General features: G+C 40.1%; 11 protein-coding genes. 8 read left to right on the forward strand and 3 right to left on the reverse strand.

Annotated elements, in window-relative coordinates; all coding sequences use genetic code 11:
• Nucleotides 1-84 precede the first annotated feature (84 nt).
• The 4 genes from IPO83_09240 to IPO83_09255 all read left to right on the forward strand — a co-directional run bounded on the left by IPO83_09240 (nucleotide 85) and on the right by IPO83_09255 (nucleotide 4259).
• The gene (locus tag IPO83_09240) at nucleotides 85-969 is read left to right on the forward strand and encodes a hypothetical protein (GenBank protein ID MBK9731460.1); all 885 of its coding nucleotides are present in this window, start codon (nucleotides 85-87) and stop codon (nucleotides 967-969) included.
• 116 nt (nucleotides 970-1085) lie between these two features.
• Complete coding sequence (locus tag IPO83_09245; protein MBK9731461.1) at nucleotides 1086-2444, forward strand: peptidylprolyl isomerase; 1359 nt, start codon at nucleotides 1086-1088, stop codon at nucleotides 2442-2444.
• Entirely contained in the window at nucleotides 2444-3406 is a 963-nt protein-coding gene (locus IPO83_09250; GenBank protein MBK9731462.1) for a MoxR family ATPase, read from the forward strand. Before IPO83_09245 ends, IPO83_09250 begins: the two co-directional genes overlap by 1 nt.
• 91 nt (nucleotides 3407-3497) lie before the next feature.
• The gene (locus tag IPO83_09255) at nucleotides 3498-4259 is read left to right on the forward strand and encodes a hypothetical protein (GenBank protein ID MBK9731463.1); all 762 of its coding nucleotides are present in this window, start codon (nucleotides 3498-3500) and stop codon (nucleotides 4257-4259) included.
• 56 nt (nucleotides 4260-4315) lie between these two features.
• On the opposite strand, the gene IPO83_09260 is transcribed toward IPO83_09255, so the two are convergent.
• Nucleotides 4316-5506, reverse strand: coding sequence for a beta-lactamase family protein (locus IPO83_09260; protein ID MBK9731464.1), 1191 nt, complete (start codon nucleotides 5504-5506; stop codon nucleotides 4316-4318).
• Between the two features lie 646 nt (nucleotides 5507-6152).
• On the opposite strand from IPO83_09260, the gene IPO83_09265 reads away from it, so the two are divergent.
• Nucleotides 6153-8363 carry a sulfatase-like hydrolase/transferase gene (locus IPO83_09265; protein MBK9731465.1) on the forward strand — a complete coding sequence of 737 codons (2211 nt, stop codon included), beginning with the start codon at nucleotides 6153-6155 and terminating at the stop codon, nucleotides 8361-8363.
• 218 nt (nucleotides 8364-8581) lie between these two features.
• Here the strand turns inward: IPO83_09265 and IPO83_09270 are convergent, their stop codons facing one another.
• Both IPO83_09270 and IPO83_09275 read right to left on the reverse strand, forming a co-directional pair.
• Nucleotides 8582-9295, reverse strand: coding sequence for a hypothetical protein (locus IPO83_09270; GenBank protein MBK9731466.1), 714 nt, complete (start codon nucleotides 9293-9295; stop codon nucleotides 8582-8584).
• A 242-nt stretch (nucleotides 9296-9537) separates the two neighbouring features.
• The gene (locus IPO83_09275) at nucleotides 9538-9945 is read right to left on the reverse strand and encodes a 6-carboxytetrahydropterin synthase (GenBank protein MBK9731467.1); all 408 of its coding nucleotides are present in this window, start codon (nucleotides 9943-9945) and stop codon (nucleotides 9538-9540) included.
• A gap of 76 nt (nucleotides 9946-10021) precedes the next feature.
• On the opposite strand from IPO83_09275, the gene IPO83_09280 reads away from it, so the two are divergent.
• From IPO83_09280 to IPO83_09290, 3 genes are all read left to right on the forward strand, one after another.
• Nucleotides 10022-10555 (forward strand): glutathione peroxidase, encoded by a 534-nt coding sequence (locus IPO83_09280; GenBank protein ID MBK9731468.1) that lies wholly within the window; start codon nucleotides 10022-10024, stop codon nucleotides 10553-10555.
• 481 nt (nucleotides 10556-11036) lie between these two features.
• Entirely contained in the window at nucleotides 11037-11789 is a 753-nt protein-coding gene (locus IPO83_09285) for a response regulator transcription factor (GenBank protein MBK9731469.1), read from the forward strand.
• 115 nt (nucleotides 11790-11904) lie between these two features.
• Nucleotides 11905-14949, forward strand: a complete 3045-nt coding sequence (locus IPO83_09290) for a tetratricopeptide repeat protein (protein MBK9731470.1) — start codon at nucleotides 11905-11907, stop codon at nucleotides 14947-14949.
• Nucleotides 14950-15039: the final 90 nt, after the last annotated feature.

Consider the following 15039-nt stretch of genomic DNA (forward strand, 5'->3'; position numbering starts at 1 on the left):
CTGAATTGTTGCTGCACTTTTTTTCATATTAATTCATATGATAGCGTGGGTTAGCTGCCCGCGCTATTCAGTTTTAGGTCGTTGATGAAAGCACTTCATTTTTATCTGCTGATTATCCTGCTCGCCTTCATGGGTTCATGCAGCTTTTTTAGTGATTCGGACAAAGAAGAAAAGCCCGTTGCACGGGTTTATGACGCCTATCTTTATCAATCCGATCTGGAAGGTGTCGGCAGAGGTGCGGCACGGCCTGAAGACAGCATTCAAATGGTTAAGAATTATGTGGATAGCTGGATTCGTCACAACCTGATGCTGAGATATGCACAGGATAACCTTCCCGAAGAGGAAAAAATACTCAATGAGCAAATGCGTGATTACAGGGAATCACTTTTGATATATTTGTATGAAAAGGAACTGTTGAACGACAAACTGGATACAGTGGTAAATGAAGCAGATATTATACAGTATTATGGTGATCACAAGGAAACTTTTCAACTCAAACAAAGTATTTCGCGGGTCAAGTACATCATGCTCAGTATGGACACAAAGATTCAACTTGATTCCGTCAGGGTCTGGATGCGGAAGACCACTCCTTACAACTATCCTAAACTACGCGGATTTTGTAATGAGCATGCGGTAAGATATTCTATCAGTGACAGTGTATGGTACAATATGGATGAACTGACCTCGTTTCTTCCCATTGGCAAATTTGACTTAGAGAAAGCGCAATTTAACAAGAGCTATCTTGAAGTACCTGATTCCGGTTATGGATACCTGATGAAGTTTGAGGATTACCGTTTGAAAGGAAGTGATGCGCCCATCAACTTTGTAAGAGAGGAGATAACCAACATTATACTGAACAAACGTAAACTTGCTTTTATCGGTGCTATTCATAAAAGTATTTATGATGAAGCCCTTAAAAAGAACAATTTTGAAACATTTCTGGATTCTGCCGGTAGCGTAAAGAGGTAAATAAATGGTAGTTTCGCCTTTCGTCCGGGGTACAATTATCGCTTCAACGTTAAATAAAAACTGAATCATTCAACGGACCAATTAAAATTCACCGGCTTAATTTATTCCATTTGTTAGTGCGCAATACACTTCTTTTATTTCTATTACTCACCAACTCGCTGCTGCAGGCGCAACCTAAACTTGCCGATAAGATCATTGGTATTGTTGACGACCGCATGATACTGTTGTCTGAAATTGAAGCGCAGTATCTTCAGAATACTTATCAGGTAACCGCCCCAATTCCTCCTGATTTTAAATGCGAACTGCTGAATTCGGCGCTAACGGAGAAGCTGATGGTTGCGCAGGCCATCATCGACAGCGTGGAAGTTACTGATGAACAGGTAGAAAATGAATTGGATCGCCGGGTTCGCACCTTTGCCAATGTAGCAGGCTCCGTTGAAAAGCTGGAAGAATATTATGGCAAGTCGATACTTGAAATGAAGGATGAATTCAGACCGCAGGTGCGGGAAAACCTGTTGGCTGATGGTGAAAAAGCCAGGATTGCAGGTGATCTGAAAGTTACGCCATCAGAAGTTGCCACTTATTTCAATAATATCCCGAAAGATTCATTGCCCTACTATAACGCTGCTACTGAATTGGGTGAACTGGTGATTTATCCAAAAGTAAATGATGCAGTACGTGCCTACAGCAAAGAAAAAATGAATGAGTTGCTTCAACGAATAAAAAACGGTGAAGATTTTTCGACCCTGGCAAGTACTTATTCAGAAGATCCGGGCAGTGCAGACAGAGGTGGTGAATTGGGCTTTGTGAATCGGGGCGAATTAGATCCTGCTTTTGAAGCGGCTTCCTTTAGTTTGAAAAAACCGAATGAGGTGTCCGATATCGTTGAATCTGCCTATGGCTTTCATATTATACAACTTATTGAGCGCCGCGGCGACAGGATCAATGTGCGGCATATACTCATCAAACCTAAAACCACTTCGTTCGATTTAATAAAGGCAAGCAAATTAATGGACAGCATTTACTACCTGATTCAATCAGGAAAATATTCATTCGTTGAAGCTGTCAATAAATTCAGTGAAGATGAATATTCAAAAGGGAATGGTGGCATGTTGGTAAATCCTTCCACCGGCAGCAATCAATTTGATATAAGTGAATTGGGAAACTATGATCAAAGCCTGGTACCGGCCACTGACACCCTTCAGGTAGGAGCCATTTCAAAACCGATGCTTTTTCGCAACGAACGTGGCGAAACGGGTTACCGCATGCTGTTTATGAAGTCGAAAACAAAGCCACATCAGGCCAATATGAAAGATGACTACAACAGGATACAGGACATGGCGCTTGGACAAAAGCAGGTAGACACAATTAATAAATGGCTACAAGACCGGATTTCAAAATCCTATGTATTTGTGGCTCCGGAATTTCATGATTGCAAGGTGATAAAAAAATGGATCAACAACAACCAACAGTAATGAAGTATTCGAATGATGCAGCCGCAGTGGATGGACTGGCTGCCTGTTATCACAATCTGACCAATGAGATAAGCAAAGTAATAGTAGGACAGAAAGAAGTTGTAAAGTATGTGCTTCTTTCAGTGTTTTGCGATGGACACAGTCTGCTGGTTGGTGTGCCGGGCCTTGCGAAAACACTGCTGGTAAAAACCATTGCCGATGTGCTCGACCTCAGTTTCAAACGTATTCAGTTTACACCGGATCTCATGCCTTCTGATATTATTGGTTCAGAAATCATGAATGAGTCGCGGCAGTTCTATTTTAACAAAGGACCCATTTTCGCCAACATCATTCTTGCAGATGAAATAAACAGAACGCCGCCCAAAACACAGGCTGCTTTACTTGAATCTATGCAAGAACGAAGCGTGACTTTTGCGGGTCAGTTGCATGCATTGCCGCTTCCATTTTTTGTGCTGGCCACTCAGAATCCTATTGAGCAGGAAGGAACCTATCCGTTGCCCGAAGCGCAACTGGATCGTTTCATGTTTAATATCAAGCTTGATTACCTTTTGAATGATGAAGAAATTGCCATGGTGAAAGGCACCACTTCGTCGCAAAAAGCAACGGTGGAAAAAATTGTATCCGGAAGCGACATCCAGTTTTTTCAGCAACTCGTACGAAAAATTCCTGTTTCCGACAATGTACTCAACTATGCAGTCGCGCTGGCAAGAAAAACGCGTCCCGGTCAAACGGAAGCTCCGGCAGTTGTGAACGATTATGTTTCCTGGGGTGCAGGTCCGCGGGCTTCACAGTTTTTGGTGTTGGGTGCAAAATGTAATGCTGCTATTAACGGAAAGTATTCTCCTGACATTGAAGATGTAAAAGCAGTGGCTACTCCGGTGCTTCGCCACCGGATTATCCTCAATTACAAAGCAGAAGCGGAAGGGATTTCCATTGAGGACATTATCAGAAAGATCATTTGAGCTACGTAAGCTTTTCGTAACTTCAGGCATTCATTTTTTACGATCGCTGTAAACGATTTCCCATCTGCTTTCCACGACCTCATTTTGTACTATGTTGCCATTGCTGCAGATTGTTATCAGTTTCGTGTTGCTCACATCAGTAAAAACAGATGCAACATTTCTTACGACCGATTATTTGCAAAACGGCTACATCATCACTTCCGGAAATGAATTCCAAAAAGTTGATTCATCCGGTAACCTGTTGGTTACCTATAATCAAAACCGTTATGGGAAACTTTTCTTTGCCGATGCAACCAATCCATTGCGGCTGGTATTATCTTATCCTGACTATGGAACAGTGGTAATGCTTGACAATAATTTGTCGGAAGTAAACGCACTTTCACTCAGGAAAATAAATATTCAGAGTTACAGTGCCACCTGCTTTTCTTCCATTGATAATAATATCTGGGTATTCGATGACCAGGATTTTAAGTTGAAAAAAATTGACAGGAACAACGATATAGTTATTGAAAGCGGTGACCTTTTTTCATTGCTGGGAAAAGCGCTTCATCCCGTTTTTATGCAGGAGGATGATCAGTATGTGTATCTCACTGACCCGGATGAAGGCATTGTTATTTTTGATATCTATGGCACTTACTATCAAACGCTTCCTTTTAAGAACATCCATAAATTCCAGGTTCGCAGCGGCCAATTGTTTTTTCAGGAAGCTGAAACGTTGCGCAGCTATGAATTAAAAACACTTGAATTAAAAAACATTGCTTTACCTGATGCTGCACAAGTGATTGATGTACGTATTGAAAAGAGCAGGCTATATGTGTTGCGGCAAGGCCAATTGGATATTTATTCATATTGATTGAAATGCTTTCTTTAGTTGACCTATGCGATCAACCATAAGCGGTTCCTTTACGGTTATTCTTCCCCTTCCTCTTTATCATCCGGATTTAAACCAAGCATTTCATAGAGTGCTTTTACATCATAAACATTCCGATTGTACTTATTTGCCAATACAATAATGCAGGTTCCGTGTTCCGGCTTTCGTACAAACAGTGAATTGTAGCCACGCCACCATCCATTGTGGTAAACGATTTTTGTACTGTCGTTAAATTCCTTCAAACGCCAGCCGAGTCCATAATTTTTCTGTCCTGGCTTTTCATAACTATATCCTTTATACGATTCGGCAAGAAGTTCTTTATCAAGCAATAATTGATGATTTAATGCCTGATCGAAAAGATAAAGATCCATTGCGGTGGTATATATTCCTTTATCCCCTGAAACACCATCATACAGCACATCACTCACACGTGACCAATGCGCGCCTGTGTAGGCAATAGTTTGGTTGACGTGTTTAATGGTATCACTTACATTGCGCACATAAGTATGATACATATGTGAAGGGATGAAAATGTTTTCGCTTAGAAAATCCTTAAATGGTTGCCCGCTCACCAACTCCACAATGTAAGCCAGCAACGCATAATTAGTGTTACAATACTGGAACTTATGTCCGGGAGTAGCCTGAAGTGCGGGCTTATGTTGAACAAAGTAATTCACTACGTCCTGATTGGTGATAAAACTACCTGCTGCCAGTTTCAGGGTATCGAAAAGATAAATGTAGTTAGCAAGACCTGAGCGGTGATTCAGTAGTTGGCGAATGGTAATGTTTTTATACGGAAAATCTTTTATATACTTTGCAACTTCGTCGTCAATGTTCAGACTTTTTCTCTTGTGCAGCAATAATACTGCAGTTGCAGTAAAAGGCTTGGTTACCGATGCAAGTTGAAATGTTGAGCTGTCGGTCAGTAATTCTTTGCTGAAATAATTCAGAAATCCGAAAGTATGCTGGTAAATCACTCTGCCATTTTGCGCTACCAATACGGATCCGTTAAGTCCTGCCTTTTTTGCCCTGTGCTGAAAGAAAGTATCAATGCTGTGTGCAAGTAAATTATCAGTTGCCGTGAGTACCGGCGGATATTCCCATGAAAATTTCTGCACTTCATGATGAGCTGAACTTTCATAGCATGATTGTGAAGTCAGCAGCAGGCAACAAATTAGGAATGCCGGTAATGAAAATGTTTTTAATCTTGAAAATTCAATCAGTTTCATGATCTTGTTGGTTCCGCGAAGGTATTTCAAAATAAAAAGACCTCGCCTGATCAGGGCAAAAGAAATACACACCAATTGGAAAAGTGACCATTGCCAAATTTTAGAACCTAAAAAACGTAGTAAAGGTGTTCGAAACGTATCATATTAAAGCAAATTCTTACACTTTAATATCAAGATCATAGATAATCCAATAATTTTCAGCGACTTCTTGTAAAGGGCATTTAAAAAGTGGCAAATTCTTTGGAAAATCAAAATTATTGAAACATTTTTATGAGCGTTAAGTTTAAAGAAGTAATTCGCAATCTTTGAAAGCTATGATTTTGCTGATTAAGCTTCAGTTGCTAAGGGAGAGTAGGAGCAATTTTTGGAGAAATAATTATGCCGCCGCTGGTCAGTAAATATAATATTCGATCAGTTAAGGAAACAGAGCGTTGCTGAAAGTAATAAGTTTTTAAAATTGGATTTTTGATTCATTACTGTCGAAAATCATGCATATTAAATGTTTTTCAAAATGACTTTGCAAAATTCCAAACCTGATTGATTAAATTATTTTTGCTAACCCTGAATACCCAGTAATCACGAGAAAAAGCATCGTTTAGACTTTAAGAAGTCTCGCAGTATGCTTATTTCTATTAAATTAATGTTCATGAATAGAATTTTATTACTGCTCTTGTTTGGCTTCATTGCCACTGAAAGTTCTTTTGCACAGTGCACCATAGCTATACCAACAAATGTTAAAATTTCGAATGTATTCAGTTGCAGTGCAACTATGACCTGGAATGCTGTACCTGAGGCTGCCTATTACATGGTGAAATACAAGGAAACAACAGGAACATTTATTTTATTGCCTGATCAGGTTACCGCCACAACTTTCACATTTACAGGCCTGAACCCCAATAAAGAATACACATTTTCTGTGGCAAGTTATTGCGTAAATAATGTAAACAGCGGATGGAAGCAGGTTAAGAAAACCACATTGAAATGTTCTGTTCCGCTGTCACCTGCAATAGCGAACGTTACACCTTATGAAGCTGATTTTTCATGGGTCCCGCAATGTGGATCAACTACCTTTAAAGTGCGCTGGAAACTATCTTCAGATGCGGTTTATAAAGTGTTTTCATCCACAACTGCTACGTCTCATCACTTCACCGGATTATTGAAAAATAGTTCTTACACTGTTTGCGTACAGAGTGTTTGTGGCACTGATAAATCTGTATGGACTGCACCGATTACTTTTGTCACAGAGAATGTTATTCCCGCAGTTAAAAAACCAAATTTTGTTATTGTTTTATTAGATGATGGCCGCTATGACAATTTTCAACCATCAGGCGGTCCTGAATGGTTTAATGTGCCCTCTATTAACCGGATTGCCAGTGAGGGGGCCAATTTTACATATGCATTTCCCACTACTTCGCAATGTGCACCCAGCAGGGTTTCGATTTATACAGGATTGTATGCCCATCATCATGGAGCAAAAGACAATGATACCCGTATGAATGACGGACTTCCTTTGGTTCAACAAATTTTAAAAGACAATGGCTATTATACAGGGTTTATTGGAAAATACGGACAGCAACAAGGCAAGCCCACAGGTTTTAATTATTGGGCAACCAGTGAGGGTAATGTTTATATTGATGCAATCTATAACATCAATAATGGCCCCGACACGATGATGGAAGGACATATTTCAGATAATTACCAGCAACTCGCTCTTAATTTTCTTAATAGCGTACCATCAGGAAGTCCTTTTATGCTGATGTTTTTTACAAAGGTGCCTCATGGACCGAGAGTGCCCCGTCCTGATGATCTCAATCTTTACACTTCGGAAACAATGCCTTTCCCTTCTAATTTCGCAAAATACACTGCCAATTATCCATCCTATTTTTACAACACACACAACTGGAATTATACAACGGCGCAAACGGATTCAATGAATTTGATAGAATTCCAGACGCTTTACGGCGTGGAAGTCAACGTTACAGCTATGATGAGCTGGTTGGAACAACGGAATGCACTCGATAGTACCATGATCATTTTTACTTCGGATAACGGATACATGATGGGAGAGCACAAATTGGAAGCAAAGCAAATAGCCCAGGAAGAATCTATTCGTGTTCCAATGTACATTAGGTTTCCATCGTGGTTTAAGCCCGGATCTGTTTATACGGATAAAATGGCTACCAATATTGACCTTGCTCCCTCTATATTGGAAGCTGCGCACATTCCCAACACCTACAACATGGATGGCATGTCCTTGAAAAAACTGGCGGACGGTGATTTACAAAGAAAATATTTCTTCTATCAATATGCCGGTGAAGCCGGCGCTCCTTCCATAAGGGCCGTTCGCTCTTCGCAATACAAGTATGTGAAGCATTATTGCACTGGCTTGGTGGAAGAATTTTATGACATCTCCACTGATCCAAAAGAAAATAGCAACCTGATCAACAATAGTACCTACGCTGATTTAATTAATACTTACCGGGTTATTTTGGATAGCATCCGCACATCAGTTGGTGACTACACACCTATTTCTACCAACTGTAATTTGTCCAATCCGCAGAAGGACTACAGTAACGGAGATGAGGATGAAAATGTAAATGACCGCATTCTCAGGCTGTGGCCAAGTCCCGCCACTTCCTATTTTATACTCAGTTTTAATGAAGCAGGAAACAAAGAAGACATTTCTGTAGATGTAACCAATACAATCGGAGCATCAGTATTCAGAAAGAATTTTCTGCAAACTGATGTGATGAACATGGTGGTGGATTGTAAAAAGTGGTTGCCTGGCATTTACTTTATAAAATTGAGTAAGGGAAATCAGACCTATACCGAAAAGGTGGTTGTGGGAATTCAATAGCAACCTCAACAAATAAACAATCAATTAAAAATCAATCGCCCTGGTAAACCGGGGCGATCTTTTTTTGTGGCCTGCTAATAACAAGGTGATCTTTTACTTCACATCATTAATTTCTGAAACACGTTTCTGATTTTCTAGCTTGAACATTGTGATAATCACTTCAACAATTTTTCTGAACAGCATCAAGCATGATCATTTTAGTCAACAGGAAAAGGAATTCATTCTTTTTCAAACAATCCGTCACGCACTTCATCCATCACTGCAATGTCTGATAGCTTTCCTTCGTCACGTCCGCGGTCGTCTGATAACAGAATTTTTCCATACCATTGATAATTGCCCCAGGGACTACTGATGTCCGGCTTTTCATCCTGGTACTTTTCAAAATAATCCCATTGCGTAACAAGGTATTTTTTACGATCAACATATATTCGGTATTTATTTTCCGGTGTTACGCCTACATTATTAAAAGTCAGTTCAAGCACGAAGCAAGGGTTTCCTTCCGAATCATTTGCTGAGCCTTTATAGGAAATATTTACACCTGGATCCTTGAGTTTGAAAGGCATGATGAGCCAGTAACTGTCGTTTGCCCAGATCTTAAATCCCCGATCCATAAAATACGCAATGCTATCTGGTTGCAATAACTCTTTGCTATCGCGAAAAGCATGGCCTTGCCGTGTGTTGATGTTGGTGAGGATCAATAATTTCTTAGCAGGAACTTCGATGCGAACATTGCCGGTCCACTTGTCCCAGTAGAGTGTTCTTCTTCCAAAGAAATTCCAGCGGAGGTAGTGTACGTTGTCCCAGTTTTGTTTTCCGCCCATCATCTGAATAACTGAATCAGCGATAGCCGAAGACCTTGAATCAATGATTTGATTCTGACCAAAAAGGATAGAAGGCAAGAAGAGGAGAATGATGGAATAGAACTTCTTCATTTGGAGACTTTGAAAGTTGTTTATTAGAATAGAACACGGATGACAAGGATTTTACAGATTAAAACGGATCTTATTTATTGAACGCAGGTGACGGGTTAAACAGATTGAAACAGATCAGACTTGCTTGCTTTCAGTACTATCTATTGGTGGGATTCCGCCGGAATCATACATCTGCCGCGTCGTATCGCTTTTTTTTCTTATCCGTATTTATCCGTCAAATCCGCGTCTTCTGCGTTCTATTTTCAAGCCGGATATTCCACAAAATTCCGTTCGGTCTCAAACAATCTTACGGAAAGATCAAATTTCACTTCCAGCCGTCTGCGGATCTTTTCATAAATCACCCACACAATATTTTCTGCCGTTGGATTCAGGTTGCGAAACTCTTCGGTGTCTTCATTCAGATTGCGATGGTCAAATTTATCCAGCACTTCTTCTTTAATAATATCTTTCAAAATTTTCAGATCCAGCACATAACCGGTTTGCGGATCTACTTCGCCGGTCACTTTCACTTCCAGGTAATAATTATGGCCATGATAGAGTGGATTGCTGCACAAGCCGAACACTTCCGCATTCTTCTTGTCGTCCCAGTCTTTGCGATACAGCCTGTGAGCGGCATTAAAATGTTCTTTTCTGAAAACAGCAACACGCATTATTGAAACAATTTTAGTTGAAATGGGTTAATGACTGCATTAACCTGATAATTAAACAACAGGATTAAAAAAACTGATGAATGTGATCTTGCTCTCCTTCTTTCTTTTAGCGATAAATCCAACCGATATTGCCTCCAATACCATTTATGATTTTAAAGTGAAATCCATTGATGGCGGCACAATTGACCTCGCGGCTTTCAAAGGTAAAAAGATTCTGATCGTGAATGTGGCATCGGAATGTGGTTATACGCCGCAGTATGCAGACCTTGAAAAATTATACCGTCAATACAAAGACAAGCTGGTGATAATCGGATTCCCGGCAAATAATTTCATGGGACAGGAACCGGGCACCAATGAAGAGATACAGCAATTCTGTTCATCAAAATATGATGTCACCTTTCCGCTAGCAGCAAAAATTTCGGTGAAAGGAAGTGATATGGCACCCATATATCACTGGCTTACAGAGAAAAAGTTAAACGGCGTGGAAGATTCTGATGTAAGCTGGAATTTCAACAAATACCTTATCAACGAAGAAGGCGAATATGTATGTCATTTTAAATCGAAGGTTACGCCCTTTGATCCGGCGTTGATTGCGGCGATTGAGAAATGAGGGTTGAATTACTTTTAAGCAAAAAGTCCGCCCTCCCATAACAGAATCGCTGCCTGAAATTTTTACCGAATCAAAACGGACGCCCATTAACCAGTTGTTCCTGAGAAAAAAAGTGGTGGTATCTTTTATGAAAGGCGTATAATCCTGAGCAAAAGCAATGGAAGCCTGAACAACCAGCAAAAGAGCAAATAGTTTTTTCTTAAGCATAATACCTTCAATTTTAATTAGCATTCAATGCGCGCGCTCTCTCGCAATGAAGATACCGCTTTTCGAAGGCAGTTTTGTTTTAATTCGATTGAAAATTGAGGTCTCTGGCTATTTCAGATTATTATTGCCATTAAACTTTCGGGGATTGTATCCACCATAGAAAATAACGTTTAGTGAATAAAATCAGTGAATTTGTATTTTAAATCAAATGCGGTATACATGCAATTTTTGACGACGTTGTTGGTGATTCGATAAGTAGTCTTAAATTAGACTAATGATCAAAGCCCTCATTGTTGATGATGATGATTTATCGAGAGATACTTTAAAACTGCTTATTGAAAAGTATCAACCGGAAATATCTTCGATCCATGTTGCAGGTGATGCTATTCTTGCAAAGCAACTGATAACATCAGAGCATCCTGATCTTATTTTCCTGGATGTGGAGATGCCTGAATATTCAGGCTTCGATCTGCTGAATATGATTGCCGAAAAAAATTTCGATGTCATCTTCACCACTTCTTTTCAAAAATATGCAATCAAAGCCATCAGGTTCAGCGCGCTCGACTATTTATTGAAACCGGTGCAGAAGGAAGAGTTGATGGAAGCCGTTCAGCGGCATCTTGAAAAGAGAGAGCAAGTAAGTTACCGGCCTGCGCTCTATCAAAATTTCCTGCATACCATTCAAACCCGGGAGACAAAAGATTTCCGGCTGGCGATACCGACTACAGAAGGTGTTTTCTTTTTTCATCCGGTTGAAATTATCCGTTGTGAGGCGGAACGCAGTTACACAAAGTTTTTTCTTACTTCGGGAAAAACATTTATCGCATCAAAACCTTTGCGTGAGTATGAAGAGCTGCTGCAGGAAAATGGTTTCCTCCGGGTTCATAAATCACACCTCATCAACATGCAATATGTGCTTCGTTACCTGCCTTCCGGATTTTTATTGATGAAAGATGAATCGAAAGTTGAAGTGGCCCGAAGAAGAAAAGCGGAAATTGAATCAGTGTTGAGAAACCAAGGAACATAAAATGTGAAGTCATGATTCCGATAGGAAACCCTTCTTTGCCGATGGGAAAGCATGTTGAATAGCAAAGCAGATTTAGATTAAATAGCTGAATAATTTTTTTAATGAATCAATTCAGATGAAGTTCAGATCCTTCTTCATAGTGGTAGTTCTGTTTGTGATTCAACTGCATGCCCAGGCGCAAAAAACGGATTCACTCAGTCAACTTTTGGCAAAAGCAACAACTGATACTTCCAGAATTATTTTATTGAACCGGCTTGCAGAAGTGGAAGACGACGACAGCGTTTCTTTTATCTATGCAAATCAGGCATTGAGTTTACTGCAATCACTACCGGTTTCATTTCAGCGCAGTAACAAAATATTTTTCTTTCACGAGAAAGCTGCTTCCTATTATTGGATCTCCAGTTACTACAATAGCAGCACGCAGGAATCCGATTCAGGAATAAAGTACCTGCAGCGTTCGCTTCGGTCCGCTTTGCAGGTTAATGATTCGCTGTTCATTGGATTAGTGTACAACGATTTTGCAGTGGTGAATGCATACAAGGGGCCGGATACAAGTTTGTATTGGTTACATAAAAGCCTTCCTTATACCCTCGCATCAAAGGATTCATCGCAACTGGCGACTGCTTACTCCAACTTCGGTCATCTGTATCGCATTAAGGGAGAATACCAAAAGGCCCTCGACTATTTATTTCTTGCAATGAAAATGGATGAGCAACAAGGAAATGAGCCGGATGTTGGTATTGAGCTCAATAATATCGGGCAGATTTATCAGGAAATGGCATTTTACAGGGAATCACTGCAATATTTTCGAAAGTCGCTCCGGATTTTTCAAAATAGAAAAAATGAGCAGGCAATAGCGCTCCGCTTTAATAATATTGCCGGGATTTATGACAACCTTCAATTGTATGATTCGGCATTGATGTATTACGACAGCAGTTTATTGATCAGAACGAGAATCGGGTCAAATATTGAATTGGCAAAATCCTATTCAAACCTTGCTTCCACCTGGATAGATTTAAAAGACTATGACAAAGCGATATCCTATTATAATAAGAGTCTCTGGTATGCAAAGCACTCACAGGATACTGCTCAGCTTCATGAAACCTCCTCCTATCTTGCCGGTGCATATCTGCGCAAAGGCATCAAGACCGACAGCGCGGAACTTTTACTCTTAAGTGCATACAAATATTTTAAAGTAAAGGGTAGTCCGCGAAACCTGCAAACGATCACTCATTTGCTGATGGATGTTTATGGCAGGAAAAAAGATTTCGCGAAAGCATATTCTTATACGCTTGAGTACCTGACCGTACGTGATACTATGGAAAGCAAGGATGCAAGAAAATACACATTGCGAAAACAATTTGAGTTTGAATATCAGAACAAAGAAGCATTGGCCGCCGCGGTGCAGCAAAAGAAGGATGCCGTTGCTGAAGAAAGACTTGCAGCGCAAAAGAATATCAGAAATCTTTTTATTGCCGGCTCCGTTTTTCTGCTCATCATCATTGCATTATTATTCAACCGGTTCTGGCTGAAGCAAAAAGCAGCCAAAGCACTGGAGGCAAAAAATAAAGTTATTCAAAAAGAGAAGCTGCGCGCGGAAGAAAGTGAGCAATTCAAATCGCGTTTTCTTGCAAATATGAGTCATGAGATAAGAACACCTATGAATGCGGTTATTGGTTTAACCAACCTGTTGCTGGATGCGCCTGCAACGGAGCAACAAATTTTTTACCTGGGAGCAATCAAAAAATCGTCAGAAAACCTGATGGTGATTTTGAATGATGTGTTGGATCTGAGCAAACTGGAAGCCGGTAAGATGCAAATTGAAAAAATTCCTTTCAGCATTCGCGAGGTAACAGAAAGCGTGATGAACGCATTGCGCCACAAGGCAGAGGAAAAAGGACTGGGATTTGAAATGAAAATTGAAAAGGATATTCCTGAATATGTTTTAGGTGATTCAACAAGATTGTACCAGGTGCTGATCAACCTCACCGGCAATGCAATAAAGTTTACAGAGAAAGGAAGCATTTGCATAGAGGTGAAACGTGACAATCCAAATTCAATTATTGATGCCGGAGCATTGCGCTTTTTTCCGATCAACTTTAAGGTTAAGGATACAGGCATTGGGATTGCAAAAGAAAAACTCGATACCATTTTTGACCCTTTCAGGCAGGCTGCAGATGATACTTCCCGAAAATTCGGAGGCACCGGTTTAGGACTTTCTATCTCCCGGCAGATTGTTCAATTATATGGAAGTGAGATTAAGGTAACGAGTGAAGAAAGTGTGGGATCAGTTTTTACATTCACCATTCAATATGAAATATCTTCTGTGGAAGCGTATAAGAAAATTCATCAGCCTCTATCAGCAGTTGACTATTCCAGATTTGCGTCTTTGAAAATTTTGCTTGCTGAAGACAATGAATACAATCAGCTTGTTACGGTGGAATCGTTGAAGCGGTTGGTTCCTACTTTAAGAATTGATGTTACAGAAAATGGAAGAGAAGCACTCGATGCGCTGCAAGAGGAAGATTATGATTTGATTTTAATGGACGTGCAAATGCCGGAAGTAAACGGTTATGAAGCAACCAAAAAAATAAGACAGGAATTTGAAGGCAGAAAGAAAGTAATTCCCATTATTGCGCTTACCGCTTCTGCAACACGTGAAGAAATTGAAATTGGTTTTCAATCAGGAATATCAGCACATCTCTCCAAACCTTTTGTGGCAAGTGACCTGCTGTTTGCAATATCACAGGCGCTAGGCTGGAATAATTCCATTGCTAATTCCACCGCTTTTTTTTCGACCGCTTTAACACGCAAAGAGGAATTGATTGACCTTTCAGCGTTAAGAAAATACAGTGATGGTGACGAAGCATTGATGAGGATGTACATTGAAAAGTTTATTCAGTTAGTCCCAAATTTACTTTCTGAAATCAAAAGCGCCGCAGAGAGCAATGATATAGTAAAATTCAATCGTAAAATTCATTCTATTAAACCGCAATTAATAATGCTCGGCTTGCAAAACCTCCATCGGCTGGCAACAGAAATGGAGTCAAATGCAGCTAACAAGGTGGCAGACGAAAAAGTGTCATATCTGTTATCTCAATTCGAAAATGAATTAAAAAAAACGGTCGCGTTGCTTTCAAAGGCTTCGACACATAAGTAAATATATTTATTATATCTCCGCAGCGAGCTATTCGTCCATGTGGATCGCAGCCCTTCCGAATGGATCAGAAAGTAAGCAATACCAATAGGA

It is taken from the genome of Chitinophagaceae bacterium (genome assembly GCA_016717285.1).
GTDB lineage: Bacteria > Bacteroidota > Bacteroidia > Chitinophagales > UBA10324 > JACCZZ01.